Below are 25,419 nucleotides of genomic sequence, written 5' to 3' on the forward strand. Positions count from 1 at the left end.
ACTGGATGTCATGGCTTGAGGTAATTCTTCAGGATCGATGCTCCCATCGTGTATTTAGGGTCGACCATGTTGCCGAGGCGCATCCGCCCGGCTTGGCTGAGCAGCATGTAGGCGTCGATCTCGTCGAAGCCGTAGTCGGCCGCCATCCAGCGCACGAGCTCGCGATAGGCGATACGCGCCGCGTCCTCGAGCGGACGCGCGCTGCCGATCGTCATGATGAAGTCCTTGGTCTCGAGCCGCGGCCAGGCAAAGCTCCAGTTCTTGATCAGGTCGACCTGCAGCGTGACGGTCGCGCGCTGCTCGAGCGCCACGCCGGAGAGCTCACCGTCGCCTTGCGTCGCATGGCAGTCGCCGACGTAGAGCATCCCGCCGTCGGTATGCACCGGGAAGTAGATGATCGCGCCAGGCGCGACGTCGGGCAGATCCATGTTGCCGCCGTGGTAGTCAGGCTGCAGCGACGAGATCGCCTCGATCTCCGGCGAGACGCCGATGGTGCCGATGAACGGCTCGTAGGGCAGCGTGATCTTGTCGTTCCAGCGTATGCCGTTCCTGTCGACATGCAGCTTCTTCACGCGCTCCGGCAGGGGCGGATTGAGCAGCGCCGTCGAGCTTGTTCCGACCAACCCGCCGAATTCCGGAATGATGCAGGTCGTACCGGCCGGCTGTTCACCCCGCGTCTCGACGTCGCGGATGTAGATCGCGAGGCAATCGCCCTTCTTGGCGCCCTTGACGGCGATCGGCCCGCATTGCGGGTTGAGATAGGGAAAGTTCAGTTTGGCGGTGGGGCTGTCGCTCTCGCTGGTGAGCACACCGCCGAACGCATCCTCCGTCTCGACAACCACCACTCCGCCGGGGTCGATCGACAGGGTCGGCTTTGCATAGGGACCGTAGACGTAGTGGAAGCCGCCCTGCTCTTCGATCGTCAGGCTATGCGTCGCCCCGGTCGCGCCTTTGGCGACCGCACGCTTGGCCATGATGGAATTCTTCACCCAGTCTTCTGCAGACATACGAATGGCTCCTCAACTCAGATCCCGGGATGACGCTTGTGCCAGTCGGTGACGCGCTGGAACGCATCGCCCGCGCGAACGAGGCCGGCCTCATCGAAATGACGACCGACGAACTGGAAGCCAACCGGACCGCCATTCGCGGCGAAGCCGCCGGGTAGCGTCACGGTCGGGCTTCCCGTCATGTCGAACGGGCATGTGAAGCGAAGCAATCCTGCGATCAGCGATGCGTCCTCGCCGAGCGACGCCATCTTGGCGAGCGTGGGCGCGGCGAACGCCTGGGCCGGCACTGCGAGGAGATCGACCGATTCGAACAGAAGGCGGACGGCGCCACGAAACGCTTCGCGCCGGAGCACGATCTTCTGATAGTCCATGCCGGACTGCTGCCGACCGAGATCGAGCAGGCCAGCGAGTGCCGGGCCGTACTCGTCCTTGCGCGCGGGATAGGTGTCCTCGTGCGCGACGGCGACCTCGATGCCGCACAGCGGGAACCAGTCATCGATGACCGCCTTGGGATCGGGGAACGCGATCTCCTTGATCTTCGCGCCGAGATCGGCCGCTACACGCAGACCCTCGGTCAACACCTTGGCCGCATCGCCATCGGTGCCTTCGCTGGTCCAGCGCCGGTCGACGCCGATCGTCACGCCGCGAAGGTCGCCGGACAAACTGGCGAGATAGTCAGGTACGGGCAGCGGAACCGACGTCGTGTCCTTGGGGTCCTGACCCGCGATCACGCCGAGGATGGCGCCGCAATCGACCGCGCTCCTTGCCATCGGGCCGATATGATCCAGCGTCGCCGCAAGCTCGAATGCGCCGTAGCGGCTGACGCGCCCCCAGGTCGGCTTGAGCCCGGTGACGCCGTTAGCCGCGGACGGAAAGCGGATTGATCCGCCCGTATCGGTGCCGAGCGAGCCGAAGCAGAGGCCCGCCGCAGTAGCGACGCCGGAGCCGCTCGAGGATGCGCCGGGCCAGAGATCCGCGTTCCACGGGTTCTTCGGTGGGTCGATCTTCGGGTGATGATCGGCGTACGCGCCCTCGGTTTGCTGCAGCTTGCCGAGGATGATGGCGCCGGCATCCTTCAACCGCGCAACTACCGTTGCATCCTCGGTGGGACGGAAATCTCGATGAATGGTCATGCCATGGGCCGCCGGCGCGCCCTTGGCCCAGCAGAGATCCTTGACCGCCACTGGCACACCATGCAGCGGCCCCTTGATCTTGCCGGAAGCGATCTCCTTCTCGGCCGTGGCAGCGTCCGCGAGCGCCGAGTCAGCCATCACATAAGCGAAACTCTTGAGCTTGCCGTCGAGCTTCTCGATCCGCCCGAGCATCGCTTTGGTCGCTTCGACCGGCGACAGCTCCTTCGCCTGGATCTTCCGCCCGACGTCGACGAGTCCGAGATAGTGGAGATCTGTTGCCGCCATCGTTCTTCTTCCTCACACTCGATGTGACGCGCGGTCGTCTCCGCGCATGCGTCACCGTTCTGGCGACGCGGACGCATCGCCAGCTTCCTTGGCGGCAAACGAAAAAAGCCACCCGTCCCTCCCGAATGAGGCGACGAATGGCTCAAATGCCGCGGCTATGATCTATCGCTTAGGGGCCGCAATCGAACGAAGCACTTAGTGCAAGGAGCTGGACGTCATCGGCCAGATCGGCGCACGCGAGGTTCGACAGGTAGCCCTGTAGGAGAAAAGTCTAAGTAACTGCCCATCGCATTGTCAACGATGCTCTCTGCCTAAATTTCGATAGTGCTGCGCAGCAAAACGGCAAGCCACTTGCACTGTCATCGCCGATGATGATTTCATCTTCGCGTTGCACTACCGAAAGTCGTCAATGACAAAACCGTCTGTTCCCGTTGGCATCATCTGCTCACAGTCCGGGCCATATCAGGCTATGGGCCGCGAGATCCTCAAGAGCGCGATGATGGCGGTCGACGAGATCAACAACCAGACGGAGTTCGGCTTCTCGATTGCCGCTCATATCCGCGATCCTCGCGGCATCATCTCCGAATACCATACGGTCTGCGACGATCTCATCCGCAATGTCGGCGTCGAGCACATCATCGGCTGCTACACGTCGGCGTCGCGCAAACAAGTTCTGCCGATCGTGGAGCGCACCGATCGCCTGCTCTGGTATCCTGCGCGCTACGAGGGCTTCGAGTGCTCCGACAACGTCATTTATGTCGGCGCCTCGCCCAATCACAACGTCCTGCCGCTCGTCCGGTACGTGCTCGACAATCTGTCACGGGAGATCTTCTGCGTCGGCTCCAATTACGTTTGGACATGGGAGACCAATCGCGTCACCCGGGAGTTGGTCAGCGCGGCAGACGGCCACATCCTGGCCGAACGGCTGCTCGAACTCGGCGAAAGCGCCGTTGGGCACATCGTCGACGAGATCGTCCGCCGCAAGCCGCCGATCGTCTTCAACACGTTGGTCGGAAGCTCGAGCTACGACTTCATTCGCGCCTTCCACGCCGGCACCAAGGCCGCCGGGCTCGAGATTCCGATGCTGAGCTGCAGCCTGTGCGAACCGGAACTGTCGATCGTCGGACCGGCGTCGGCCGGCTGCATCACGTCATCGGCCTATTTCGAGAGCATCCGCCTGCCGGAGAACCGCGCATTCGTTGCACGCTGGAAGGCGCGCTATGGCGACGACAGCAGCCCCTCGGTCGACGGGCAGTCCGCCTATGTCGCCGTCTATCTGCTGGCGCGCGCGTTGCAGCGCGCTGGCACATCGAACATCGCCGAGGTGCGGCGCGCCGCGGCCGGCCATCGCTACAATTCGCCGCAAGGACCGGTCTGGATCGACGGCGGCAACAATCATTGCGTCCTTACACCGCGGCTTGCCGTTTCCAATCCGCGAGGACAGTTTGATATCTTCTGGGAAGCCGACGCGCCTGTTAAGCCTGATCCTTACCTGACGCAGCTCGACGTTGCCGTCAGCCCTTCGAGGGAGACCTCGGCGGGCGGCGCATTGCCGAATGCGCCGCATTTGCGGGTTGTAAAATGAGCAGACCGTCTTCATTTTCGCTGCGCGGGCGTAAGGCAATCGTCGCCATCAAGGACGAACGCGACGCAACCATCGTGCGACGCCAGTTCGAGCGTCTTGGGGTCGACAGCATCGCGTGGGAGCCGACAGAGGCGATCGACTTCGCGCCGGATCTGGCGTTGATCGATGACGAGTTCCTGCCTTTGACGCAACCGGCACGACGCGCGTTCCTGGGACGCTGCCCGGTCATCGCCCTGCTCGGCACCGAAACGCCAAGCCGGCTGAAGCTAGTGTTCGAGCTCGATCCAGCCTCGTTCCTGGTCAAGCCGTTGCGTTCGGCCGGCATCTACGCGGCGCTCGTCATGGCAATCGAGCGAAGCGAACGCACCAGCGAATTGAAGCAGCAGGTGCTCAAGCTCGAGCAGCGTCTTCGGTCGCGTCGCGTCGTGCTCGCCGCCGTTCTCCAGGTGATGCACTCGCACGCGCTCGCAGAACCAGCCGCCTTTGCGCTGATCCGCAAAGCCGCCATGGAACAACGCAAGACGATCGAAGAACTTTCGGCGGAGATTACCGCCAAGGGCATGCTCCCGCGCGCAACCGGCTAGCTCACTTCCATACGTGTGTATTCCTCACCGCACTTCGCCTGACCTACCGGCAATGGTGGGGCGTAGGCTGATCTACGCCGAATGGCTCAAGTTTCGCGAGGACATCGTGACCGGATTCAGAGTTGCGGAGGCGAGCTTGGAGTCCAGTCTCTACAGTCTGTACAAGACCTGAGCGGAGTCTATTCACGAGCTTGCCGGTCGAAAATAGTGCCCTGCCCCGAACGGGGCGGCGTCAGGGAGAGCCTGTTTCGGCCGATGGCAGACTGATGATCCGCGGCGCGCCGACCTCGCGGCGCAATGGCGCGCCGAGCACAAGTGAGAGCCGATACGAAGCGTCGGTGAGCCGGGACGCCAGCGCCTGGAGGTCGGCCTGACGGATGCGTTCGATTGGGCCGCTCACGGTCATGGCGCCCACCAGCGCTCCGTCGTGGCCGAAAACGGCGGTGGAGAGGGAGGCCGTCACAGCGTCGTAGATTCCGGAACTGACGAAGACCTGCACGCCGCCATCCGTGCGGTCTGCCCAGCGCGCCGTCCGCAGCACTTGTCCCGTCGAGGTCAAATCGAGTGGCGCGAGGTTTGTGGGCCGCGCGACGTCGCGCACGAGCTGCGGCGAATCCACCCGAAACAGACAGAGCCGGCTATCGCGTTCACGCACGTGGAACGCACTGCTCTCCAACGTCTCCTGGCTTAGCCGCTGAAGGACCGGCAGCACATGCTGTTCGAGATTGAAATTGGCCCGATAGGTGGTGCCGAGCTGGAATGTCTTTGCGCCGAGCGCGTAGCGGCCGTCGCTGAGGCGGACGACGTAGCCGGCTTCATCCAGCGACACCAGCGAGCGCATCACGGTCGGTTTCGCCAAGCCCGTGATCTTGGCGATGTCGGCCAGGCTGCGCGACCCGGCTCCAGCGAAGGTATCCAGGATCGCCAACGCCCGTTGCACGGCGGCGACCCCTTGCGTCTTGGGCATCGAAAATCCCTGTCCTGCCGATTTTCGGTTGACCTCGGCTCGTCACCGTTACACTATGCGTAACGCCGTTCCATTTTCAATGGGGTTGATATGGCCGTAGGGTTCAGGATCCTTTCCCGCAAGCGTGTTGTCGCAAGCGAATGGGTCGAACGGGCTCGCGCCCTTCCGGTCGCCAACATCAGCGATGTGATGTCGCGCATGGCCGCTGGCGGCGCCACGCTCCGGCCGATGCATGCGGCTGGCGGCATGGCCGGTCCCGCTTTGACCGTGAAGACGCGCCCCGGCGACAATCTGATGGTCCACAAAGCGCTCGACATCGCGGTTGCCGGCGACGTCATCGTGGTCGATGCGGGCGGCGACCTCAGCAACGCAATCTTCGGCGAGATGATGCTCGCGCAGGCCGCCCGGCGCGGCGTCGCCGGCATCGTTATCCATGGCGCGATCCGCGATGCCGCTGCGATCCGGGCAAACCCCCTTCCCGTTTTCGCGGCGGGTGTCACCCATCGCGGTCCGTACAAAGACGGTCCGGGCGAGATCAACGGACCGATCGCGATCGGCGGCATGGTCATCCAGTCCGGCGATTTGGTGCTGGGCGACGACGACGGCGTGCTAGCCGTCGCCATCGACGATTGCCGAGCGGTGATCGAGGCAGCCGAAGCCAAGCAGTCTGCCGAGACCAAGCAAATGGCGGCGATCGAAGCCGGTACGCTCGATCGTAGCTGGGTCGACGCCTCGCTCCGACGTCTCGGCTGCGAGATGCCAGAGGTCTAGCGATGGCCGGGCGTACGATCTCCGAGAAGATCCTCGCTCGAAAATCCGGGCAGGATGCGCACGCCGGGGACCTCGTGGTCTGCGAGGTCGATTGCGCGCTCGGCACCGACGGTTCGGTCCCGATGGCGCTCGACTATTTCAAGGCGATGGGCGGAGAGAACGTGCGCGATGCCGCCCGATTGGTCTTTGCGCTCGACCATTACGTGCCGCCGACAAGCCCGCAGACGATCGAGCTGCACCGCGTGATGCGGGACTTCGCCAGGCGGTTCAGCGTCACGCTGCATGAAGCCGGTGAAGGAATCGGTCACCAGCTCATCGTGGAGACGGGCCGCGCTCTGCCGGGTGGTCTGGTCGTCGGAGCCGACAGCCATGCCGTGACATACGGGGCACTGAATTGCTTTGCGACCGGGATCGGCTCGTCCGATCTCGCCGCGGTCATGCTGTGTGGCCGGATCTGGCTGCGCGTGCCGGATTCGATCCGCGTCGTCCTGACCGGACAACTGCCGAGCGGCGTCTATGCGAAGGATATCGCACTGGCCCTCGCGGGCATGCTCGGCGCTGACGGTGCCGCCTATCAGGCACTCGAATTCGCGGGACCGGGTGTCGCCACCCTCGCGCTGGAGGACCGCCTCGTCCTGAGCAATCTCGCGGTCGAGATGGGCGCGAAGACCGGCATCTTCCCGGCCGATGCTGAAACCGTCGCCTATCTGCAGGGCCGCACCGGCCAGGCTTTCGAACCGGTCGCAGCGGATCCGGATGCGCACTACAGCCGGACCGTGGAGATCGCGCTCGACGCCCTCACGCCGCGGATCGCGCTGCCGCATCTGGTGGATCAGGTCGTGGCGCTCGAGGATGCGGCCGGCACGCCGGTACAGATGGTCTATCTCGGCACCTGCACGGGCGGCAGGTTACGCGACTTCCATCAAGCCCTCGCCGTGCTCGAGGCGGGTGGAGGCGTTGCACCCGGCGTGCAGCTCGTGGTCACGCCGGCATCGCGCGAGGTCCGCGACGCCATGGCGGCCGATGGCACGCTCGACGCCCTGGTCGGCTTCGGCGCCACCGTGGTCGAGCCGGGCTGCGGCTCCTGCTGCGGGACCTGCGGGGTGATCCCCGGCGACGGGGTTTCGGTGATCTCGACCGCCAACCGCAACTTCAAAGGCCGCATGGGCAACGCCAAGGCATCGATCTATCTCGCCTCCCCGGCAGCTTGCGCAGCCGCCGCGACCCGCGGTGTCGTGACCGATCCTCGCGAGGTGTCGCGATGACAGCCCTGCGAGGACGCGCGCGACTTGTCGGCGACGACGTCAACACCGACTCCATCATCAGCTCGACCCGCAAGCGGGAGAGCCTCGACCCTGCCGTTCTCAGGCAATTCCTGTTCGAGCATGTCGATCCGACCTTTGCAGCTTCTGTGCAACCCGGAGACATCCTGGTGGCGGGCAAGAATTTCGGTTGCGGCTCGGCGATGGAGGTTGCCGTCACGACCGTGCTCGGGGCCGGCATTCCGGCGGTGATGGCGCGAAGCTTCTCGCGCACCTACTACCGCAACGCGATCAACAACGGCCTGCTGCCGCTTGTCTGCGAAACCGGCGGGATTCGCGAGGGCGACATCCTGATCTCCGACGGCACCGGCGCGATCCGCAACGAACGCAGCGGCGAGACGCTCAGCCCGGAGCCGCTGCCGCCGATTATGCTGGCGATCCTGCGCGCGGGCGGCCTCGTTCCCTACATGCGTCAAAACGGTGACTTCAAGCTATGACGACCACAGACACTCCGAGCGCCATTGCTTCGACGGGATACCGTCTTCGGCTTCCCGGTCCAACCGAAGTGCCCGAGCGGGTGCGGCAGGCGATGGCTCGGGTGATGGTCAACCATCGCGGACCCGAATGCCGGACTGCAATCGGCGAGGCGGAGGAGATGATCCGCCCGATTTTAGGCACGACGAACCGCATCCTGTTCTTTGCGAGCTCCGGAACCGGCGTTATGGAGGCTGCGCTCGTCAACGTGGCCGGACCGGGCCATCGGATCCTCGTAGTCGAGCATGGTCAGTTCGGTGAGCGTTTCACCACGATCGCCAAGGCCATGAACATCACCGTCGACACGGTCGCGATCGAATGGGGCCAGGCGATCGATGTCGCCGCGGTGGAAGCCCGATTGCGCGAGCACGCCTATCGCGCCGTCGTCGTCGTGCACAATGAGAGCTCGACCGGGATCGTGGCCGATCTCGCGGCGCTCGGCGCACTGGTGCGCGACCGGCCAACGCTGCTCATCGCAGACTCCGTCAGCGGTCTCGGCGGCATCGCGATGCGGCAGGACGAATGGGGCGTCGACATCGTTGTCTCGGCCTCGCAAAAGGCCTTGATGTGCCCACCCGGCCTCGCACTTGCCAGCGTCAGCGCCAAGGCGTGGCGCGTGATCGGGCAGGACGAGCAGCGATCGGCCTTCTATTGGGATTTCCGTCGCGCGCTGAAATCCGCAGAGCAGAACGAGACCGCGTTCACGGCACCGGTGAGCCTCATCTATGGCCTGCGTGAGGCCTTGACGATGATGCACGAGGAAGGCTTCGCCAATGTGCTCGCGCGCCACAAGAAGCTCTCCGCCGCGTTGCGCGCCGGCGGCGCGGCGCTCGGACTCGCAGATTTTTGCCGCGATGAGCCACGCTCGAACACGGTCGTGGTTTTCAAGGTCCCCGACGGGCTCGAAGGCGGAGCCATCGTGCGGCAGCTCTACCAGGATCACCGCACGGTGATCGCAGGCGCCCGCAACCGTCTCTCCGGCCGTGTCATCCGGTTTGGCACGATGGGTGCTTTGAGCGCGGGGACCATTCTGACCGACCTTCTGCATCTCGAGGACGCACTCACGAAGTTCGGCCTGCCGATCGAACCCGGCGCCGGGCTCAAGGCGGCCACCGAGTACCTCGCCGCAACCGCATGAGCAATCGCTGAACCCACGAGGGCGAACCACGATGAGATCTCCTGCCTCCATCCTCGCCCGAGTCGTGACGCTCGCGGCATCGCTGTTCGCGGCCGAGCTGGCCTCGGCCCAGCAGAACGTCGTGCTCTATTCGGCCAACGACGACACCGTGAACAAGCTTGTAGCCGAAGGCTTCGCCAAGGCGACCGGAATCAAGGTCGACGTGGTCTCGACCGGATCAGGTGTGCTGGTGCGCCGCGTCGCGTCCGAGGCCGCCAATCCGCAGGGCGACGTGATCTGGGGCGTCAGTGCGACGCTGCTGCGGCTGGCGAGCCCGCACCTTCAGGCTTACGCGGCGAAGGGCCGCGAAGCCGTGCCGGCGCAATTTCGCGATCCAAACGACCTTTGGCTGGGCACCAACATCCAGGTCGTTGTGATCGGCCAGAACACCAAGGCGATCGACAAGGCCAGCGGACCCAAAGCCTGGGCAGACCTCCTCGATCCGAAATGGAAAGGCAAGCTCGCCTTTACCGACCCTGCCAATTCCGGATTCTCATATGCGGCCGCGACCACGCTTCTCTCGCTGTGGGGCGCGGACGACGCAGCCTGGACCAAGATGGACGGGCTGCTTGCGAATGCGAAGGTGCTCAACCGCTCGACCCAGGTCTTCGACGGGATCGGCAGCGGCGAATATCCGCTTGGCATCACGCTCGAATATGCCGGCTTCCTGTGGGCCCATAACGGTGCGCCGGTGAGCGTCGCCTATCCGGCCGAGGGCACCTATGCGGGCGTCGAAGGCGCGGCCATCCTGAAAGGCGGACCGAACCCCGAGCCTGCCAAACGGCTGGTCGACTATCTGGCCAGCAAGGAAGTCCAGGAGATGTTGCTGAAGGCGACGTTCCGGCGCCCTGCCCGTCAGGATATCGAGCTCGAGGCAGTCGCACCGGGGATGCTGCCGTTTGCGGCGGTCAAGGTGCTGCCCTATGACGACACCAAATGGGAAGCGGCCCGTCGCGACACCCTCGCGCGGCTGAAGACCACGATCCAGAACACGCGCTGATCCGATGACCGCGATCCGGATTGAAAACCTGACCCGTACCTTCGGCGCGGTGCGGGCCGTGGACGACATCTCGCTCGACATCAAGCATGGCGAGCTGTTCACGCTGCTTGGGCCGTCAGGCTGCGGGAAGACGACGTTGCTGCGCATGATCGCAGGCTTCGTCGACGTCGAATCCGGCTCCATTTCCTTCGACGAGCGGCGCATCGATGCTCTGCCCGCGCATCGCCGCGACACCGGCATGGTGTTTCAGAACTACGCGATCTTCCCGAACCACACCGTCGCCGAAAACGTGGCCTACGGGCTGAAGGCCAGGAAGGTTCCGGCTGCCGAGATCGCATCGCGCGTCGACAAGGCGCTCGAGCGGGTGCGCCTTGCAGGTTACGGTCCGCGGTCACCACACCAGCTCTCCGGCGGTCAGCTGCAACGCGTGGCAATCGCCCGCGCACTCGTGATCGAGCCCGCCGTGCTCCTGTTCGACGAGCCGCTGTCCAACCTCGACGCGCAGTTGCGCACCGAAATGCGGATCGAGGTCCGGCAGCTGCAGCAGGCGCTCGGCCTGACTGCGATCTACGTGACGCATGATCAGGAGGAGGCACTCGCCATCTCCGACCGCATCGCCGTCTTGCGTCACGGCAAGATCGAGCAAGTGGACACGCCGGAGCGCATCTATCGGATGCCGCAGACTGCCTTCGTCGCCGAATTCCTCGGCTCGACCAATATGGTGCCGGGCATCGCGGGAGCTTTCGACGGCCGTAACACTCCTGTCGCAGCAGCCGGAACGGAATTCACGGTCAGAGGCGAGGTCGCAGCGCCGGGCGCGCCGGTGTTGCTGTCGGTCAGGCCGGAGGCCCTGCAGCTGCGAGACGGTTCCGGTGGCTCGCTTGTGCATGCGCGTCTGGCGCTGCGTGAATTTCTCGGCCCGGTACAACGCCTCCACGCAACCCTGCCCGACGGCACCCAGATTCGGATTGCGGCGCTCGGCGGCCAGGCGCTCGATCTCTTGCCCGGCGCGCCGCTCACCCTTGCCTACGACCCTGCCCAGATCACGGCGTATCCGGCGCCATGAAACGCTTTGCCACCATCGTGACGCTGGCGGCGCTGGTGCTGCTCGCGGTGTTTCTGCTCTACCCGCTGGCGCTCGTCCTGGATGCAAGCTTTCGGATCGACGGCACGGGCGGCCTGACACTTGGGAACTATGCGGCGATTGTGAAGAGCCGCTACTACCTCGGCAGCATCGGCAACAGTCTGCTCTGCGCCGCGCTCGCGACGGCCTTCGCATGCGCGATCGGCATCCCGCTCGCCTTCTGTCTTGCCCGGATCGACATACCGGGCCGCGCGCTGCTGCTGACGCTTGCGTCCTTGCCGCTGGTCCTGCCCTCGTTCGTCAGCGCCTACGCCCTTGTGCTGCTGTTCGGCCATGCTGGCGTCGTCACCACCGCTCTGCGCGGGATCGGCATCCCGATCGGATCGATCTACGGCGTGCCCGGCATCGTCATCGTGTTCACGTTGACGCTCTATCCATACGTCGTCATGCCCGTGCTGGCCGGATTCCAGGCAGTCGACGCCTCGATGGAGGAGGCAGCCCGCAATCTCGGCGGCTCACGGCCCTATGTGATCCGCACCGTGCTGCTGCCCATCGTGATGCCGGCGATCCTTGCCGGCGGACTATTGGTGTTCATTGAGGCACTGGAGAATTTCGGCGTGCCAGCGGTGCTGGCTGAGGACCGGCCGTTCCTGGCCGTCGACATCTTCAAGCTGTTCGCCGGCGAATCTGATGCCAACCCGGCCGCGGCGGGCGCACTCAGCGTGCTCCTGATCGCCTGCACGGCGATCGCGCTGCTCGTTCAGCGGCACTACCTCGGCAAGCGCCGGTTTTCGACCAATGCCCGCAGCGCGCCCGCGAAGCTGCCTTTGACGCCGGGACTGCGGCTCACGGCCACGATCGTGAGTTGGGGCATTGTGATTGCCTCGCTGCTGCCGTTCGCGGCCGTGTTGATGATCTCCCTCCTGCGCTTTCGCGGCCCTGTCCTGACCTGGGAGTTCGGATTGGGCAATTACGCCACCCTATTGTCGGGCTCCTATCGGCCGCTGCTCAACACGCTGACGCTCGCCAGCATCGCGGCCGTCGTCACCATGCTGATCGGCGCTCCGATCGGCTATGTCGTGGCCCGGCACCGCTCGCGCCTGTCGGGATTGCTAGATTTCGTCGGCATGGTACCGTTTGCGGTCTCGGGCACGATCCTGGCGATCGGGCTCATCATCGCGTTCAACAGCGGTCCCTTGATTCTGACCGGCGGCTGGCTGATCCTGGTCATCGCCTATGTCGTCCGCAAGCTCCCCTTCGCGATCCGGTCGTCCTCGGCAATCGTGCACCAGCTCGATCCTTCGCTCGAGGAAGCCTCGATCAATCTCGGGGTCTCGCCAAGCAAAACCTTCGCGACCCTGACCGTGCCGTTGATGGCCAGCGGCCTTGTCGGCGGGCTGGTACTGGTCTGGATCACCGCGGCATCCGAGTTGAGCGCGACCATTGTGCTCTATGCGAGCGGCTGGGTCACCACGACCGTCGTGATGTACCATGCCATCGAGGGCACCGGCGCGGGTCTGGCGGCCGCCGCGGCCGCGGTGCTTATCCTCGTCACCGCAATCCCGTTGCTCCTGATCAACCGGCGCATCAACAAGCAGGAATCAACCGTGATATGACGGCAGGACAGGACGGTATGAACGAAGCAGCCCCGACGCTCCCGAATTTCCGCAGCGACAATGTCGCGCCGGTCTGCCCCGAGATTCTGCGAGCGATCGCCGAGGCCAATCGCGGCCCGGCCGCCGCCTATGGGGACGACGATTATTCGAGATTGTTGAATGCGCGCTTCTCGGAGCTGTTCGAGACCGCGGTCACCGTGTTCCCGGTCTCGACCGGTACGGCGGCCAACGCCTTGTCACTCGCGAGCTGCGCGCGGCCCTATGGCGCCATCTATTGTCACGAAGAGGCGCATATCCACACCGCGGAAGGCGGCGCGACCGAAGCCTTCACAGGCGGCGCGAAGCTCGTCGCCATGTCCGGCCGAAACTTTCGGATCGAGCCGTCGAGCCTGCGCCAGGCGCTGGGCCAGGCGGCCTGGGGAGTCCGCAATCGCTCCCAGCCCGATGCGGTGTCGATCACTCAGGCCAGCGAATATGGAACGATCTATCCCCTCGCCGAGATCGCCGAAATCGGAGCAATCGCCCACGACAGGAATCTGTCGCTGCACATGGATGGCGCCCGGTTCGCCAACGCGCTGGCGCGGCTCGATTGCAGCCCGGCCGACATGACATGGCGCGCCGGCGTCGACATCCTGTCCTTCGGGGCGACCAAGAACGGGGTGATGTCGGCGGATGCGATCGTGGTGTTCGACCAGGATCTCGTCGAATCCCTGTCCTATCGGCTTCGCCGCGCCGGCCAGACCTCGTCGAAGATGCGCTTTGCGTCTGCACAGCTGCTCGCCTACGTCGAGGATCGCCTTTATCTGCGGCTCGCGGCGAAGGCCAATGCCGTGGCCGCGCGTCTTGGAGCGGGTCTCGCCGCGCTGCCCGACGTTCAGCTCATTGCGCCAGTGGAAGCCAATCTGGTTTTCATCAACCTGCCCGCTTTGGCCATCAACCGTCTTGCAGCGAGCGGGCTGCAATTCGCGCGACGGGGCCAGGACGTAATCCGATTCGTGGCTCGCTTTGACAGCACCGAACAGGAAGCCGACGAGGTCATCGCGCTCGTCGATCGCGCGGTGTCGAGACGTTGATAGTGAGCTGCTTCTTGCATGCACGGAACGGATTGTAACTATCACCTTCGAGGTCGGCGTAGTCGCAGACTTGCTCACCAATACTGTGGACTCGGTCACGGGTCTCCAACCTGCCTTCAGCCTGCATCGCCCGAAAGAAGGCAAGCACATCAGGGCGCCTGATGTCTTGCCGGTAGAGCCTGTCGGAACGCTTCTTCAAATAACCGGCCCATCTTTCCAGTAGAGCGATGGTCTCGGGACTGCGCACGGTGACCAGCCTGAGCGCACCTCGCGAACAGCATCGAACACCTTAGGACTGTCGCGAACGGGCGCATTTTTTACCCGCGAGGTAATCGAATTGGTCCCCGCCACGGCGCATCTTCGGTCGCGACAGGAGATGACCATGATCGCGCTGCTGCTCTACCGGACCATCGCAGACCACCTTGTTCCCTGGGCCGTGACGCTCGCGACCCGCATGCTGGCACGCAGCCTCAACATGCCCGAGCCCCTGGTGCATTCGACCGGCCACTATGTCGTCGCGCAGGTCACAGCCTTCGAGCACGGCGTCGGCAAGAGCCTCTACCCGTTCCGCCTCGCCCGCCTGCTCCGCGCCTGGTGGCGCGGACGGCACTGAATTCACCCCAAAGCCCAACCCAACCATGGAGACCACGATGATCGACGCATCCACCTTCCTGCGCCGCGCGCTTCTCGCCGACGCCATCTTCAGCGGCGTCGCCGCCGTCGGCTTCACCTTCGGCGCCGGCGCGTTCGCATCGCTGTTCAACTTGCCTGAAGCGCTGCTGCGCGAGACCGGCCTGTTCCTGATCGCCTACACCGCGCTGGTCGGCTGGCTTGCCTCGCGTGCCTCCGCGCCGAGGCCGCTCGTGCTGCTGGTCGTGGTCGGCAACGCGGCCTGGACGGTCGGCAGCATCGCGCTGCTGTTCTCGGGCGCGGTGTCGCCGAACATCGGCGGCGAGCTCATGGTCGTCGCGCAGGCGATTGCGACCGGCGTGTTTGCCGAGCTGCAATATGTGGGATTGCGGAAGAGCGGGAATGTGGTGGCGGCGTGAGGTTCGGCTCGACCACTCGCAGTCGTCGCCCGGCCGGGCCGGGCGACGCAGTATTCCAGAGACAGTAGACGTATGCGGACGGGCTGCGGCGTACTGGATGCCCCGGTCAAGGCCGGGGCATGACAGCGGAGCTGGGGGCTCGACCTCGTGCTATGCCCGCGCGCGACCGTTCTTCTTGCCAACGGCATGGCCGTTGAGCTTCTTCTTGCCGGCCTTCGCGCCCGCCTTCTTGGCCTTGGCTTCCGTGCGCGCCTTCACCTTGGTGCGTTCAGCGCGGGCCTCGGCACGCAACTTCTTGCGCTTGGCCTCGCAGGAAGGGCATTTGCAGCCGATCGGCTTCAGATAGGCTTTGAAGTAGTCGGTGCCGTAATCGTAGTTGATCTCGTCGCCCGGCTCGATGTTCCTGATGGCGCGGATGAAGACCTTGCGCTCGCGCGGCCGGACGTCGGACTCGGCGTTGGGCCGGCAGGAATGGTTGATGTAGCGGGCGAGGTTCTTGCGCACCGAACCGTCGATGGTCCAGCGGTTGTTGAGCTCGAACAGATATTTGTTCTCGATTTCGTCGTGCGCGGGAATTCTGGAGTCCAGGATCGGTCCGAAATAACGGATGATCCGGGTCCCCTTCTTGATCGGCATGGTGGCGAAGAGGCCAAGTCCGGTCTTGGAACGGCCGACGCGATAGGATTTGCTGGAAGCGATGGCTGGCATGATCGAATGAGATGTCGCGGACGAAGCGCGGTAAGCGCAGCGGAAGGCGCCCTTCTAGAACGATTCCGCGCCGCTGTCAGGTACATCCCGCCTCTGTTTGAACCTTGCCCACAGTGAAGACGTCTGATGGAGGGAGTTCCCTCTGTATCAAGGCGTCGTCATGAGGCGTATCGCGTTCCTTTGTCTGACCGTGCTGCTGACTTGCCTGAGCGCGGGTCACGTCGCCGCCCAATCCATGGGCAGCACCTATTCCTCCACATTGCCAAAAGACTGCCGCCAGATCGGCAAGCCCAGCGAGCTCGACGGCAGCACCACGCGGGCCTGCCCGGGAAAAGACGGCCTGATCGTGCTGATCGCCGAGGATGATCTGCGCGAAATCGTCTCGGTCGGCCGCAACCGCAAGGCCGCAGCGGAGGAACCGGCGGCAAAGGTCTGGTTCGCGCCATTCAATTCGTCGGAGGCCACCGTCGAATGGCGTAGCGCGGGCACCAAGCCGATTGCCATGATCCAGCGCTGGCACATCGCCGATGGCACCGATCCCGACAAGCAGGGACGGCCGAACACCAAGGCCATGCTCGTCGTGACGCGGCTGCCGCCGGGGCCGGTCTGCCACGTCGCCTATGTCGATGCCATCGCCAACCCCACCGCCAATGAGCTCGCGCGCAAGGCGGCGGACGATTTCGCCCGCAGCTTCACTTGCGGCAAGGACGAGGTGAAGATTGTCGGCACGCGTGGACGTGCGGTCGAACTCGCGACGATGCGCTAGGGCAGCGCCCGCCCGAAGGCGCTATGCCGGCAGCTTCGCCGTGATGGGCGCCGTCAGCATCGCCTCGAGCAACTGTTCGGTCGTCGTCCCTTCGGGCAGCCGCCCCAGAATGTCCTCGAGACGGCCGTCGAGCAGCAGCATGGTGAAGCCGTGCACCATCGACCAGGCGCGCGCGATCGCGGCGCCCTGGTTCAGCGTCAGTGCGTCGCCACTGATCTGCTCCTGCCGCATCATGCCGATGGCATTGGCAAGGCCGGCGAAGGAGGCTTCGGCCGCCTCGTGCAGCGAGGGCCTGGAATAGTCCAGCCGCTCGGTGCGGAACATGATGCCGTACATGCCGGGATGGGCCTGCGCATAGGCGACATAGGCCTTCGGCCGCGCCAGCGCGCGCTCCAGTGGCGTGGTGGCGGCGTCGCAGGACGAGGCCATCGCCGCGTTGAACTGGCGGAAGCCGACGGCCGCGAGCTCGCTGAGCAGGCCGGTGAGATCGCCGAAATGATGGGTCGGCGCGGCATGCGAGACGCCCGCCTCGCGCGCCACTGCGCGCAAGGTCAGGCCGGACAGCCCGTCGCGCTCCAGCACCCGTTCGGCGGCCTGGAGCAGCGCCTCGCGCAGGGCGCCGTGATGATACGGCGTCTCCGTCTTCGCTACTGCCGGACGGCGTGTGGAACGCGCCTGCGCGCTCGCGGCCGTCGATGTCTTGCTCGGGGTACGCGGCTTGCGCGCTGTTTCGCTCTTGGTGTCGCTTTTGGCCATTTGCAAGCTATATGACGCAATATTGACAGTGTAAAGATTTCACTTGACGAATGCGGCGATCGGCATTATTCGATCTTTACGATGTAAAGATAGGGAGGGATACGTCGTGCAGCACGACGCCGTCACCGAGCGCCGCCATAACCTCGGTCCGATTCCATTCGAAGCCGATGCGCCATTCCTCAAAATCGTCGGGGAATTGCCGCGCGATCTGAATGGCGTGCTCTATCGCAACGGTCCCAATCCGCAGTTCGATGCGCCCGGTGCGCACTGGTTCGTCGGCGACGGCATGCTGCATGCCTTCCACCTCGAGAACGGCCGCGCCAGCTATCGCAACCGCTGGGTCCGCACGCCGAAATGGCTGGCCGAGCACGATGCCGGCCGCGCGCTGTTCGGCGGCTTCGGCCGCAAGCTGCCGGATGCGCCACAAAACCTCACCGACGGCGGCGTCGCCAACACCAACATCATCTTTCATGCCGGCAAGCTTTTGGCGCTGGAAGAAGCGCATCTGCCGACCGAGATCGAGCCGGGCACGCTGGCGACGCGCGGTTATCACAATTATCAGGGTCGCGTCGCCGGCAGCTTCACGGCGCATCCGAAGGTCGACCCGATCACCGGCGAGCTCGTGTTCTTCGGCTACAACGCCGCGGGTCCGCTGACGCCCGCCCTCTCCTACGGATCGATCGACGCCTCCGGCAAGGCGACGCGCTTCGAACGTTTCGAGGCGCCCTACGCCAGCATGGTGCACGACTTCATCGTCACCGAGAACCATGCGCTGTTTCCGATCCTGCCGATCACCGGCAGCATGGAGCGCGCGATGAGCGGACGGCCGCCCTATGCCTGGGAGCCGGACAAGGGCGCCTATGTCGGCGTGATGAAGCGCAACGGCACGGCGAAGGACATCGTCTGGTTCCGCGGTGAAGCCTGCTACGTCTTCCACATCATGAATGCGTGGGAGGACGGCAACCGCATCATCGCCGACGTCATGCAGTTCGAGGAAGCGCCGCTGTTTCCGCATCCCGATGGCCGGCCGACTGATCCGGAGAAATCACGCGCCCGCCATTGCCGCTGGACATTCGATCTCTCAGGGAAGACCGACCGCTTCCAGCAGACCTATCTCGACGATCTCACCGGCGAATTCCCCCGCATCGACGACCGCCGCGCGGGATTGAAAAGCCGTCACGGCTGGTACGCCTGCGCCAATCCGCGGCTGCCGATGTTCGGCGCGCTGTCGGGCGTCGTCCATGTCGACGGCAACGGCAGACGGCTCGGTCATTATCTGCTGCCGGCCGGCGATACCATCTCAGAGCCGGTGTTCGTCGAACGCGCGACGGATGCAGCGGAAGGCGACGGCTGGCTGCTGGCGGTGGTCTGGCGCGCGCGGGAGAACCGCAGCGACCTCGCCGTGTTCAACGCCACCGATGTCGAAGCCGGCCCCGTCGCGCTGGTGCAGCTCGGCCACCGCGTGCCCGACGGCTTTCACGGCAATTGGGTGGGCGCGCAGTAACTCTCGCCTCGTCATTCCGGGGCGCGACGACGTCGCGAGCCCCGGAATGACATCGCGGATGTCACCAAAGAGGCCTCGCATGCACATGCCCTCGATCACCGCAGATTGCCTTGCCGTCCTCGCCCTGGCCTGCGGCGCGCTCGCACTCCGGATGATCCGGCTGCGACGGAGCGGCCATGTCATCTTCAACGGCGGCATCTTGCTCTCGGTCGGCCTCCTGCTCGCCGCCGCGCTGCCGATCCTGTCACGCCTGCCCTGGGCGGAATTCGCCGACGAGGCATCCGACCAAGCCATTGCTGCCCTTCACTTTTTGGAAGTCACCTACGTTATTTTGACACTGTAAAGATTTCGCTTGACCCAGCACCGCTCCTGATTTATTGATCTTTACATCGTAAAGATTAGCCAGACCGAGGCGGCTCATGGCGATTTTCCTGATCCTCGCGCCCTACGGCGCCTACACCTTCCTGATGCTGGTGACGTCGGCCACGATCAGCGTGTTTGCCGCGTCTGCGATCTGCCTCGCCACCATCACGGTCGATGTCGCGCGCGGCCGCTCCGTGAAGATCCTGGCGATGGGCTCGGCGATCGTATTCGCCGCAATCGGCCTCTACCTCGCGCTGATCGACCCGAAGCTCGGCACGCTGGGCGTCAAGCTGTCGGTCGATATCGGCATCTTCGTCATCTCGCTCGGCTCGATGCTGGTCCGCCACCCGTTCACGCTGCAATATGCGGTTGAAACGGTCCCGGCCGAGACGGCGGCGATGCCCGGCTTCCTCACCGCCAACTACGTCATCACCGGCGCCTGGACCGCCGCCGCGCTGTTGATGATGGCCGCCAACATCGCGCTGCTCTACGTCCCCGGCCTGCCGCTCTGGTCGGGCCTTGCGGTCGCCTTCGCCGCCCGCAACAGCGCGATCTACTTCACAAAATGGTATCCCGAGTATCGCCAGATCAAATATGCTGCGCCCGCCGCCGCGCTGCCCCACCCCCATTGAAGACAGGACAGACGATGAAAGACGTATTCCGCCGGCTCGTCTCTGATTTCCTCTCCACCATCGTCTTCCTGGTAATCTATCTCGTGACCGACAACGTCATCCTCGCGACCGCAGTCGCGATCCTTGGCGCCATCGGCCAGGTGGTCTGGTCGCGGGTCAAGGGCCAGACGCTGGGCTACATGACCTGGGCGAGCCTCGGCCTCGTCATCGTGCTCGGTGGCGCAACGCTGCTCACCCACGATCCGCGCTTCGTGCTGGCGAAGCCCGCGATCGGGCATGTCGCGATCGGCATCATCATGCTCAAGCGCGGCTGGATGCTGCGCTATCTGCCGGCGATCGTGACCGAGACCATTCCGGAATACGTTACCGTCGCGGGCTACGCCTGGGCCGCGCTGATGTTTGCGCTCGCCGCGGGGACCGTTGCGGTTGCCATGACCGGCGACATGAAGCTGTGGGCCTTCTATATTTCGGTGGTCCTGATCGGCGCGAAGATCGTTGCGTTCGCGATCCAGTACGTGGCCTTCCGCCTGCTCATCGGCAGCCGTATTCGCGCAGCCCGCGCTTAAGGGCGCGTCAAAGAGAGCGTTAGGCACGTCCCCCGAGTTAGGCTATAGGCGTCCCTGGCTCACCTTGCGGATTGTCGCGAGGTGCCGGGAACAAGTTGGGAGACACGAATGGCCGTGGACGGCAACTGGACTCTGACCATGACGACGCCCATGGGCGAGCGCAAGGCCACGCTGACCTTGCTGAACTCCGGCGGCACACTGACCGGAACGCAGGGCGCCGACGGCAATTCGGCCGAGATCTTCGACGGCACCATCAGCGGCGACGCCGTCAACTGGAAAGTCTCGATCACCAATCCGATGCCGTTGACGCTCGAGTTCATCGGAACGGTCTCTGGCGACAGCATGAGCGGCGAGATGGGCATCGGCCCGATGGGCAGCTTTCCGTTCACGGGCGCGCGCGCGTAGGCACGTTGCGAACCGTGCGCGTGCTCCGTCTCATCGCGGCAACGATCCTGTGTGTCGCGACGCAAGCGGCGCGCGCGGATGACACCGAACCGGCGTGGCGTGCAAGCGCGCTCGCCATGGTGCCGGCGGGCTATGTCGCCGGCACGGCCTACCGGACCGAAGGATCGACCGGCACCCTCGCCGTCTATCCGGCCTCGTCGAACGATCCAAAGACACCGGCAAGCGTGTTCGCTGCGCGCCAGGCCCTCGTCGTCACGCTGACGCCGGATGCGACGCGCGCGGTCTCGGCCGAGCTGAAGCCGCGCAGCGCGCCGGACCCTGATAACGACGACACCGACTTCGCAAAGCTCCACGCCGATCTCGCCGCCAGGCGCGCAACGCTGCCCGATGGGACCGAGCCGTGTGATCTCGGCGCCTGGTCCATCGACAAGGATCCTGATGGCCTCAACGTGCGCGCCGAGCCCTCGGCGAAAGCGCGCGTGCTCGGCACGCTGCCGCCGCCCTATCGTCTGAAGCTTGGCGGTGCCGAGAACACGCCCGACGGCGGCTGGCTCACCGAATTCCGCATCATCGGCTTCAAGGATGGCTGGTTTCTGATCGAAGGCGCAAAACCGCCGGGCAAGGACTACGAGGACGACAAGAGATATCCGCGCAGCGCGCCAAAACCCTATGCGGGGCGCGGCTGGGTCGCGTCCAACAAGGTCGGCGCGTCCTACGCCAATGGCGCGACGCGCATGGGCGGACTTTTCCAGGCGCCGTTCGTCGATGCGAAATGGATGCCGGCCCAGCGCGAGCTCGGAGGCCCAATCGACACCGACGGCGGCCCGAAGCGCATCTTTGCCTGCAGCGGACTTTGGGGCCTCGTCGAGAGCCAGGACGGCGTCCGCGGCTGGTGGCGCTCGCTGTGCTCGAACCAGGTTACGAATTGCAGCTGACGGGCGAGAGCGCCCCGCGACATTCTCACCCTTGCCTTCCCCGCAATTCAGGATTGTACTTGAGGATGGCGCCCGGGAGGGAAGAATGCCGAACAGCAGCACGCGTGCATCTCACCGATTGCTGACAGCCGCATTCGTCTGCATTCTGCTAGGAGCCACGACGCCGGCCGGGCGCGGCGAACATCTGCCGCCGAAAATTGCTCCGGAGGCAACGACCTGGAAGCCCGCCTCGATCTTTAAAAAAGACAGCAAGGACGAATTCAAGAAACAGCCGCGCATGAATCTGAGCGGCGCAGCATGCGTGCCGACCACGCCCAAGTTCACGTCATGCCTGATCGCCAATGACGAGAAGAAATATGCGCAGTTCTTCTCGATTGAAGGCAACGTCCTCGTTCCAAGGAAGCTCATTCGGCTTTCGGACGACGACAACGACCCCGATGCCGAGGGCGTCGCCTATGGAAAGGGCTTCTTCTATGTGACCGGCTCACATGGCCGAAGCCGTCACGGTGACGAGAAAAATCGGTCGAGTTACGTCGTGTTTCGGATCGCCGTGGACCCGCAAACAGGAGCTCCCAAGACCGAACCTAACGCCAAGAAGGTCGATGGCGTGGAATCGAGCTCACGGCTGCGCGACGTGATCAAAAATGACGACGACGTCGAGGCGTACGTCAATGAGCCGCTGGCGGAAGGCGGTGTCAATATCGAAGGGATTGCGGTCAGGAAAGGTCGCATGTACTTCGGACTGCGAGGTCCGTCGCTGAAACGTCATGCCTTCGTGGTCAGCGTCGATGCGGATGCGCTCTTCACCAAAGACGACGACCTCGAGCCCGACACGACCTCACTCGAACTCGGCAAGAACACCGGGATCCGGGACCTCGCCGTGGTCAGCGACGGCCTCTTGATACTCGCAGGCCCGACGCGCGAAGAAGACGTTCCCTATACCGTCTGGCTGTGGGACGGCAGCAGCGAGACCGCAAAGCCCTTGGCTACGCTGGATCTAAGCAAGGTCAAAGAAGGCGCCAAAGCGGAAATTCTGCTTCCCCTCGACGAAGACGCCACCAGCATTCGCGTCCTTGTCATGTTCGACGGCGTCGAGAATGGCGGCGCCAAATCGTTCAAGATAAAGCGCTGAGCGCGCCCCGCGTGCGTCCGCCGGCCCGGGACCGGCGGACGACGCTGGACCTGATCAGCCCAGATTCAGCTCCTTGAAGAAGTCGTTCCCCTTGTCATCGATGATGATGAACGCCGGGAAGTCGACGACTTCGATGCGCCAGATCGCTTCCATGCCGAGCTCGGGATATTCGAGCACCTCGACCTTCTTGATGCAGTGCTCGGCGAGGTTCGCAGCCGCACCGCCGATCGAGCCGAGATAGAAGCCGCCATACTTCTTGCAGGCCTCGCGCACGGCAGGCGCGCGGTTGCCCTTCGCCACCATCACCATTGAACCGCCGGCGGCCTGGAACTGGTCGACGAAGGAATCCATGCGGCCCGCGGTGGTCGGGCCGAACGCGCCGGAGGCGTAGCCCTCGGGCGTCTTGGCGGGACCGGCATAGTAGACCGGATGGTTCTTGAAATAGTCCGGCAGCGGCTCGCCCCTCTCGAGGCGCTCGCGCAGCTTGGCGTGCGCGGAATCGCGCGCGACGATCATGGTGCCGGTCATCGAGACCCGCGTCTTGGTCGGGTACTTCGAGAACGTCGCCAGGATGTCCTTCATCGGCTGGTTGAGGTCGATCTTGACGACCTCGCCGCCGAGCGACTGCTCGACCTGCGGCAGATACTGCGCCGGATTGTGCTCGAGCTCTTCGAGATAGACGCCATCCCTGGTGATCTTGCCGAGCACTTGCCGGTCGGCCGAGCACGACACGCCGAGCCCGATCGGCAGCGAGGCGCCGTGGCGCGGCATGCGGATCACGCGCACGTCGTGGCAGAAATACTTTCCACCGAACTGCGCGCCGACGCCGAGCGACTGCGTCATCTTGTGGATTTCCTGCTCCATCTCGACGTCGCGGAAGGCGTTGCCGTCGGGCGAGCCGTGGGTCGGCAGCGCGTCGAGATAGCGGGCGGAGGCGAGCTTCACCGTCTTCATGCACAGCTCGGCCGAGGTGCCGCCGATCACGATGGCGAGGTGATAGGGCGGGCACGCCGCGGTGCCCAGCGTCAGGATCTTCTCCTTCAGGAAGGCGAGCAGCCGGTCCTTGGTCAACACCGAGGGCGTGGCCTGGAACAGGAAGCTTTTATTGGCGGAGCCGCCGCCCTTCGCCATGAACATGAACTTGTAGGCGTCGTCGCCCTCGGCGTAGATCTCGCACTGCGCCGGCATGTTGTTGGCGGTGTTCTTCTCCTCGTACATCGACAAGGGCGCGACCTGCGAGTAGCGCAGATTGCGGCGCAGGTAAGCGTCGCGCGCGCCTTCCGACAGCGCCGCCTCGTCGTCACCATCGGTGATGACGTTGCAGCCCTTCTTGCCCATGATGATCGCGGTACCGGTGTCCTGGCACATCGGCAGCACGCCGCCGGCCGCGATGTTGGCGTTCTTCAAGAAGTCGAGCGCGACGAACTTGTCGTTGGGGCTCGCCTCGCCGTCCTCCAGGATCGCGCGGAGCTGCTTCAGATGGCCGGGGCGCAGATAATGATTGATGTCGCCGAAGGCCGCCTCCGACAGCGCCCGCAGCGCCTCCCGCGACACCACCAGCATGTCCTTCCCCAGGACCTTCTCGACCCTGACACCCTCAGCCGTGATCTTCTTGTAGGGCGTCTCGTCCTTGCCAAGCGGGAACAGCGGGGTGTGCTTGTAGGGCGGAACGGGTTTTGCGGGGTCGGGGAAGGCGGTGGGAGCGTTCATGGGCAAATCTCGGGGTTTTGGAGCCCTCGCGGGCCTCTAAGCATAGAAGCGTTCTAAGCTTTTTTGCCGCGAATGGAAGGCGTTCTGGCGCGGCCGAGGCATCCCGATTCGGCGTCACGACGGCCCTTTTTGGTTGCCGTCGGCCGGACGCAAGGTGGCGACGACCGTCCCCGGCAGGCTCTGGGTGCACCCCTTGCGCTCGGCGCGCGACGAAGGTTGAATGCGCGGCCTAAGGGGCTTTTCATCATGATTTTCAAACTGAACGTCCGCGGCGCGATCCTGGTCGCCGCCGCCATCACCGGCCTTGTGACCCTCGCCTCGCCTGCCCGCGCGGATCGCTGCGATGACAGCGCCAAGGAGCTGACGAACCAGGTCGAGCGCCTCAAGGTGAATTTCCGGGCCGCCAACATCGTCTACCTCTCGCACCCCGCGGCCAAGGAGCTGTCCGTGGGTTGCCGCGGCGACAAATATTCCATCGAGCTCTATGCCAAGGGCGATCGCAAGCCGACACCGGAGTTCTTTTCACTGGTGGGGTCGATGGCGGCGATCGTCTTCACCGTCACGAAGGACGACACCACGACGGGCGCGACACGCTGCCTGAAGCGGATGGGACTGTTGCGCGGCGACAAGGTCGTCATGCGCTACCGCCGGCTCAACATGGAATGCACCCGTACCAAGACGGATGCGTCCATCGCGATCACGCGCGGCAAGGACGAGTAGACGGCACTCGCTCTTTCCACACGCTCCGTCATTGCGAGCGCAGCGAAGCAATCCAGAGTCTTCCCGCGGCGGGATTCTGGATTGCTTCGCTGCGC

Annotated in this window: 27 protein-coding genes; 21 read left to right on the top strand and 6 right to left on the bottom strand. The window is 64.5% G+C overall.

The window, feature by feature from the left end; genetic code table 11:
- Positions 1-8: 8 nt before the first annotated feature.
- Positions 9-1,007, bottom strand: coding sequence for an acetamidase/formamidase family protein (locus tag AB7535_RS21645; protein ID WP_085404252.1), 999 nt, complete (start codon positions 1,005-1,007; stop codon positions 9-11).
- 17 nt (positions 1,008-1,024) lie between these two features.
- Positions 1,025-2,425 (bottom strand): amidase, encoded by a 1,401-nt coding sequence (locus AB7535_RS21650; RefSeq protein ID WP_085404251.1) that lies wholly within the window; start codon positions 2,423-2,425, stop codon positions 1,025-1,027.
- A gap of 409 nt (positions 2,426-2,834) precedes the next feature.
- Here AB7535_RS21650 and AB7535_RS21655 point away from each other — a divergent pair, with 409 nt between their 5' ends.
- The gene (locus tag AB7535_RS21655; RefSeq protein ID WP_063982316.1) at positions 2,835-4,010 is read left to right on the top strand and encodes a transporter substrate-binding domain-containing protein; all 1,176 of its coding nucleotides are present in this window, start codon (positions 2,835-2,837) and stop codon (positions 4,008-4,010) included.
- Positions 4,007-4,594 carry an ANTAR domain-containing response regulator gene (locus AB7535_RS21660; protein ID WP_085404250.1) on the top strand — a complete coding sequence of 196 codons (588 nt, stop codon included), beginning with the start codon at positions 4,007-4,009 and terminating at the stop codon, positions 4,592-4,594. The genes AB7535_RS21655 and AB7535_RS21660 overlap by 4 nt, the downstream gene beginning before the upstream one ends.
- A gap of 232 nt (positions 4,595-4,826) precedes the next feature.
- Here AB7535_RS21660 and AB7535_RS21665 read toward each other — a convergent pair whose 3' ends face one another.
- On the bottom strand, positions 4,827-5,561 hold the full coding sequence (locus AB7535_RS21665) for an IclR family transcriptional regulator (protein ID WP_085404249.1): 735 nt from the start codon (positions 5,559-5,561) through the stop codon (positions 4,827-4,829).
- 90 nt (positions 5,562-5,651) lie between these two features.
- Here AB7535_RS21665 and AB7535_RS21670 point away from each other — a divergent pair, with 90 nt between their 5' ends.
- From AB7535_RS21670 to AB7535_RS21715, 10 genes are all read left to right on the top strand, one after another.
- Entirely contained in the window at positions 5,652-6,332 is a 681-nt protein-coding gene (locus tag AB7535_RS21670; RefSeq protein ID WP_085404248.1) for an RraA family protein, read from the top strand.
- A 2-nt stretch (positions 6,333-6,334) separates the two neighbouring features.
- A complete protein-coding gene (locus AB7535_RS21675; RefSeq protein ID WP_085404247.1) occupies positions 6,335-7,597 on the top strand; it encodes a 3-isopropylmalate dehydratase large subunit in 1,263 nt (420 codons plus the stop codon).
- On the top strand, positions 7,594-8,091 hold the full coding sequence (locus AB7535_RS21680; protein WP_085404246.1) for a LeuD/DmdB family oxidoreductase small subunit: 498 nt from the start codon (positions 7,594-7,596) through the stop codon (positions 8,089-8,091). The genes AB7535_RS21675 and AB7535_RS21680 overlap by 4 nt, the downstream gene beginning before the upstream one ends.
- Positions 8,092-8,195: 104 nt before the next feature.
- Positions 8,196-9,266 (top strand): pyridoxal-phosphate-dependent aminotransferase family protein, encoded by a 1,071-nt coding sequence (locus tag AB7535_RS21685; RefSeq protein ID WP_049810273.1) that lies wholly within the window; start codon positions 8,196-8,198, stop codon positions 9,264-9,266.
- 31 nt (positions 9,267-9,297) lie between these two features.
- On the top strand, positions 9,298-10,305 hold the full coding sequence (locus tag AB7535_RS21690; RefSeq protein WP_085404245.1) for an extracellular solute-binding protein: 1,008 nt from the start codon (positions 9,298-9,300) through the stop codon (positions 10,303-10,305).
- A gap of 4 nt (positions 10,306-10,309) precedes the next feature.
- Positions 10,310-11,371: an ABC transporter ATP-binding protein gene (locus AB7535_RS21695; RefSeq protein ID WP_085404244.1), complete on the top strand. Its 1,062-nt coding sequence runs from the start codon at positions 10,310-10,312 to the stop codon at positions 11,369-11,371.
- Positions 11,368-13,005, top strand: a complete 1,638-nt coding sequence (locus AB7535_RS21700) for an ABC transporter permease (RefSeq protein WP_085404243.1) — start codon at positions 11,368-11,370, stop codon at positions 13,003-13,005. Before AB7535_RS21695 ends, AB7535_RS21700 begins: the two co-directional genes overlap by 4 nt.
- Before the next feature lie 17 nt (positions 13,006-13,022).
- On the top strand, positions 13,023-14,078 hold the full coding sequence (locus AB7535_RS21705) for a threonine aldolase family protein (protein WP_085404242.1): 1,056 nt from the start codon (positions 13,023-13,025) through the stop codon (positions 14,076-14,078).
- A 382-nt stretch (positions 14,079-14,460) separates the two neighbouring features.
- The gene (locus AB7535_RS21710) at positions 14,461-14,691 is read left to right on the top strand and encodes a hypothetical protein (RefSeq protein WP_439036812.1); all 231 of its coding nucleotides are present in this window, start codon (positions 14,461-14,463) and stop codon (positions 14,689-14,691) included.
- Between the two features lie 37 nt (positions 14,692-14,728).
- A complete protein-coding gene (locus AB7535_RS21715; protein WP_085404367.1) occupies positions 14,729-15,127 on the top strand; it encodes a hypothetical protein in 399 nt (132 codons plus the stop codon).
- A 150-nt stretch (positions 15,128-15,277) separates the two neighbouring features.
- Here AB7535_RS21715 and AB7535_RS21720 read toward each other — a convergent pair whose 3' ends face one another.
- Positions 15,278-15,835: an SET domain-containing protein gene (locus AB7535_RS21720; protein ID WP_071912271.1), complete on the bottom strand. Its 558-nt coding sequence runs from the start codon at positions 15,833-15,835 to the stop codon at positions 15,278-15,280.
- A 160-nt stretch (positions 15,836-15,995) separates the two neighbouring features.
- On the opposite strand from AB7535_RS21720, the gene AB7535_RS21725 reads away from it, so the two are divergent.
- On the top strand, positions 15,996-16,601 hold the full coding sequence (locus AB7535_RS21725; RefSeq protein WP_354124546.1) for a hypothetical protein: 606 nt from the start codon (positions 15,996-15,998) through the stop codon (positions 16,599-16,601).
- Between the two features lie 21 nt (positions 16,602-16,622).
- Here AB7535_RS21725 and AB7535_RS21730 read toward each other — a convergent pair whose 3' ends face one another.
- Positions 16,623-17,357, bottom strand: a complete 735-nt coding sequence (locus AB7535_RS21730; RefSeq protein WP_085404240.1) for a TetR/AcrR family transcriptional regulator — start codon at positions 17,355-17,357, stop codon at positions 16,623-16,625.
- Positions 17,358-17,463: 106 nt separating this feature from the next.
- Here AB7535_RS21730 and AB7535_RS21735 point away from each other — a divergent pair, with 106 nt between their 5' ends.
- The 7 genes from AB7535_RS21735 (at position 17,464) to AB7535_RS21765 (ending at position 22,894) form a co-directional block, all read left to right on the top strand.
- Positions 17,464-18,861 carry a carotenoid oxygenase family protein gene (locus AB7535_RS21735; protein ID WP_354124548.1) on the top strand — a complete coding sequence of 466 codons (1,398 nt, stop codon included), beginning with the start codon at positions 17,464-17,466 and terminating at the stop codon, positions 18,859-18,861.
- A gap of 79 nt (positions 18,862-18,940) precedes the next feature.
- On the top strand, positions 18,941-19,204 hold the full coding sequence (locus tag AB7535_RS21740; RefSeq protein WP_085404238.1) for a hypothetical protein: 264 nt from the start codon (positions 18,941-18,943) through the stop codon (positions 19,202-19,204).
- Positions 19,205-19,280: 76 nt separating this feature from the next.
- On the top strand, positions 19,281-19,856 hold the full coding sequence (locus AB7535_RS21745) for a hypothetical protein (protein ID WP_085404237.1): 576 nt from the start codon (positions 19,281-19,283) through the stop codon (positions 19,854-19,856).
- Positions 19,857-19,870: 14 nt separating this feature from the next.
- Entirely contained in the window at positions 19,871-20,422 is a 552-nt protein-coding gene (locus AB7535_RS21750; RefSeq protein ID WP_085404236.1) for an inner membrane-spanning protein YciB, read from the top strand.
- Between the two features lie 108 nt (positions 20,423-20,530).
- The gene (locus tag AB7535_RS21755; protein ID WP_071912259.1) at positions 20,531-20,827 is read left to right on the top strand and encodes a hypothetical protein; all 297 of its coding nucleotides are present in this window, start codon (positions 20,531-20,533) and stop codon (positions 20,825-20,827) included.
- Positions 20,828-20,841: 14 nt separating this feature from the next.
- On the top strand, positions 20,842-21,762 hold the full coding sequence (locus AB7535_RS21760) for an SH3 domain-containing protein (RefSeq protein WP_085404366.1): 921 nt from the start codon (positions 20,842-20,844) through the stop codon (positions 21,760-21,762).
- 85 nt (positions 21,763-21,847) lie between these two features.
- The gene (locus AB7535_RS21765; protein ID WP_085404235.1) at positions 21,848-22,894 is read left to right on the top strand and encodes a DUF3616 domain-containing protein; all 1,047 of its coding nucleotides are present in this window, start codon (positions 21,848-21,850) and stop codon (positions 22,892-22,894) included.
- A gap of 54 nt (positions 22,895-22,948) precedes the next feature.
- Here the strand turns inward: AB7535_RS21765 and AB7535_RS21770 are convergent, their stop codons facing one another.
- Entirely contained in the window at positions 22,949-24,604 is a 1,656-nt protein-coding gene (locus tag AB7535_RS21770) for a fumarate hydratase (RefSeq protein ID WP_354097404.1), read from the bottom strand.
- A gap of 246 nt (positions 24,605-24,850) precedes the next feature.
- On the opposite strand from AB7535_RS21770, the gene AB7535_RS21775 reads away from it, so the two are divergent.
- Complete coding sequence (locus tag AB7535_RS21775) at positions 24,851-25,324, top strand: hypothetical protein (RefSeq protein ID WP_071912253.1); 474 nt, start codon at positions 24,851-24,853, stop codon at positions 25,322-25,324.
- Positions 25,325-25,419: the final 95 nt, after the last annotated feature.

It is taken from the genome of Bradyrhizobium sp. 956_D2_N1_4 (assembly GCF_052076025.1).
GTDB classification, from domain to species: Bacteria; Pseudomonadota; Alphaproteobacteria; order Rhizobiales; family Xanthobacteraceae; genus Bradyrhizobium; species Bradyrhizobium barranii.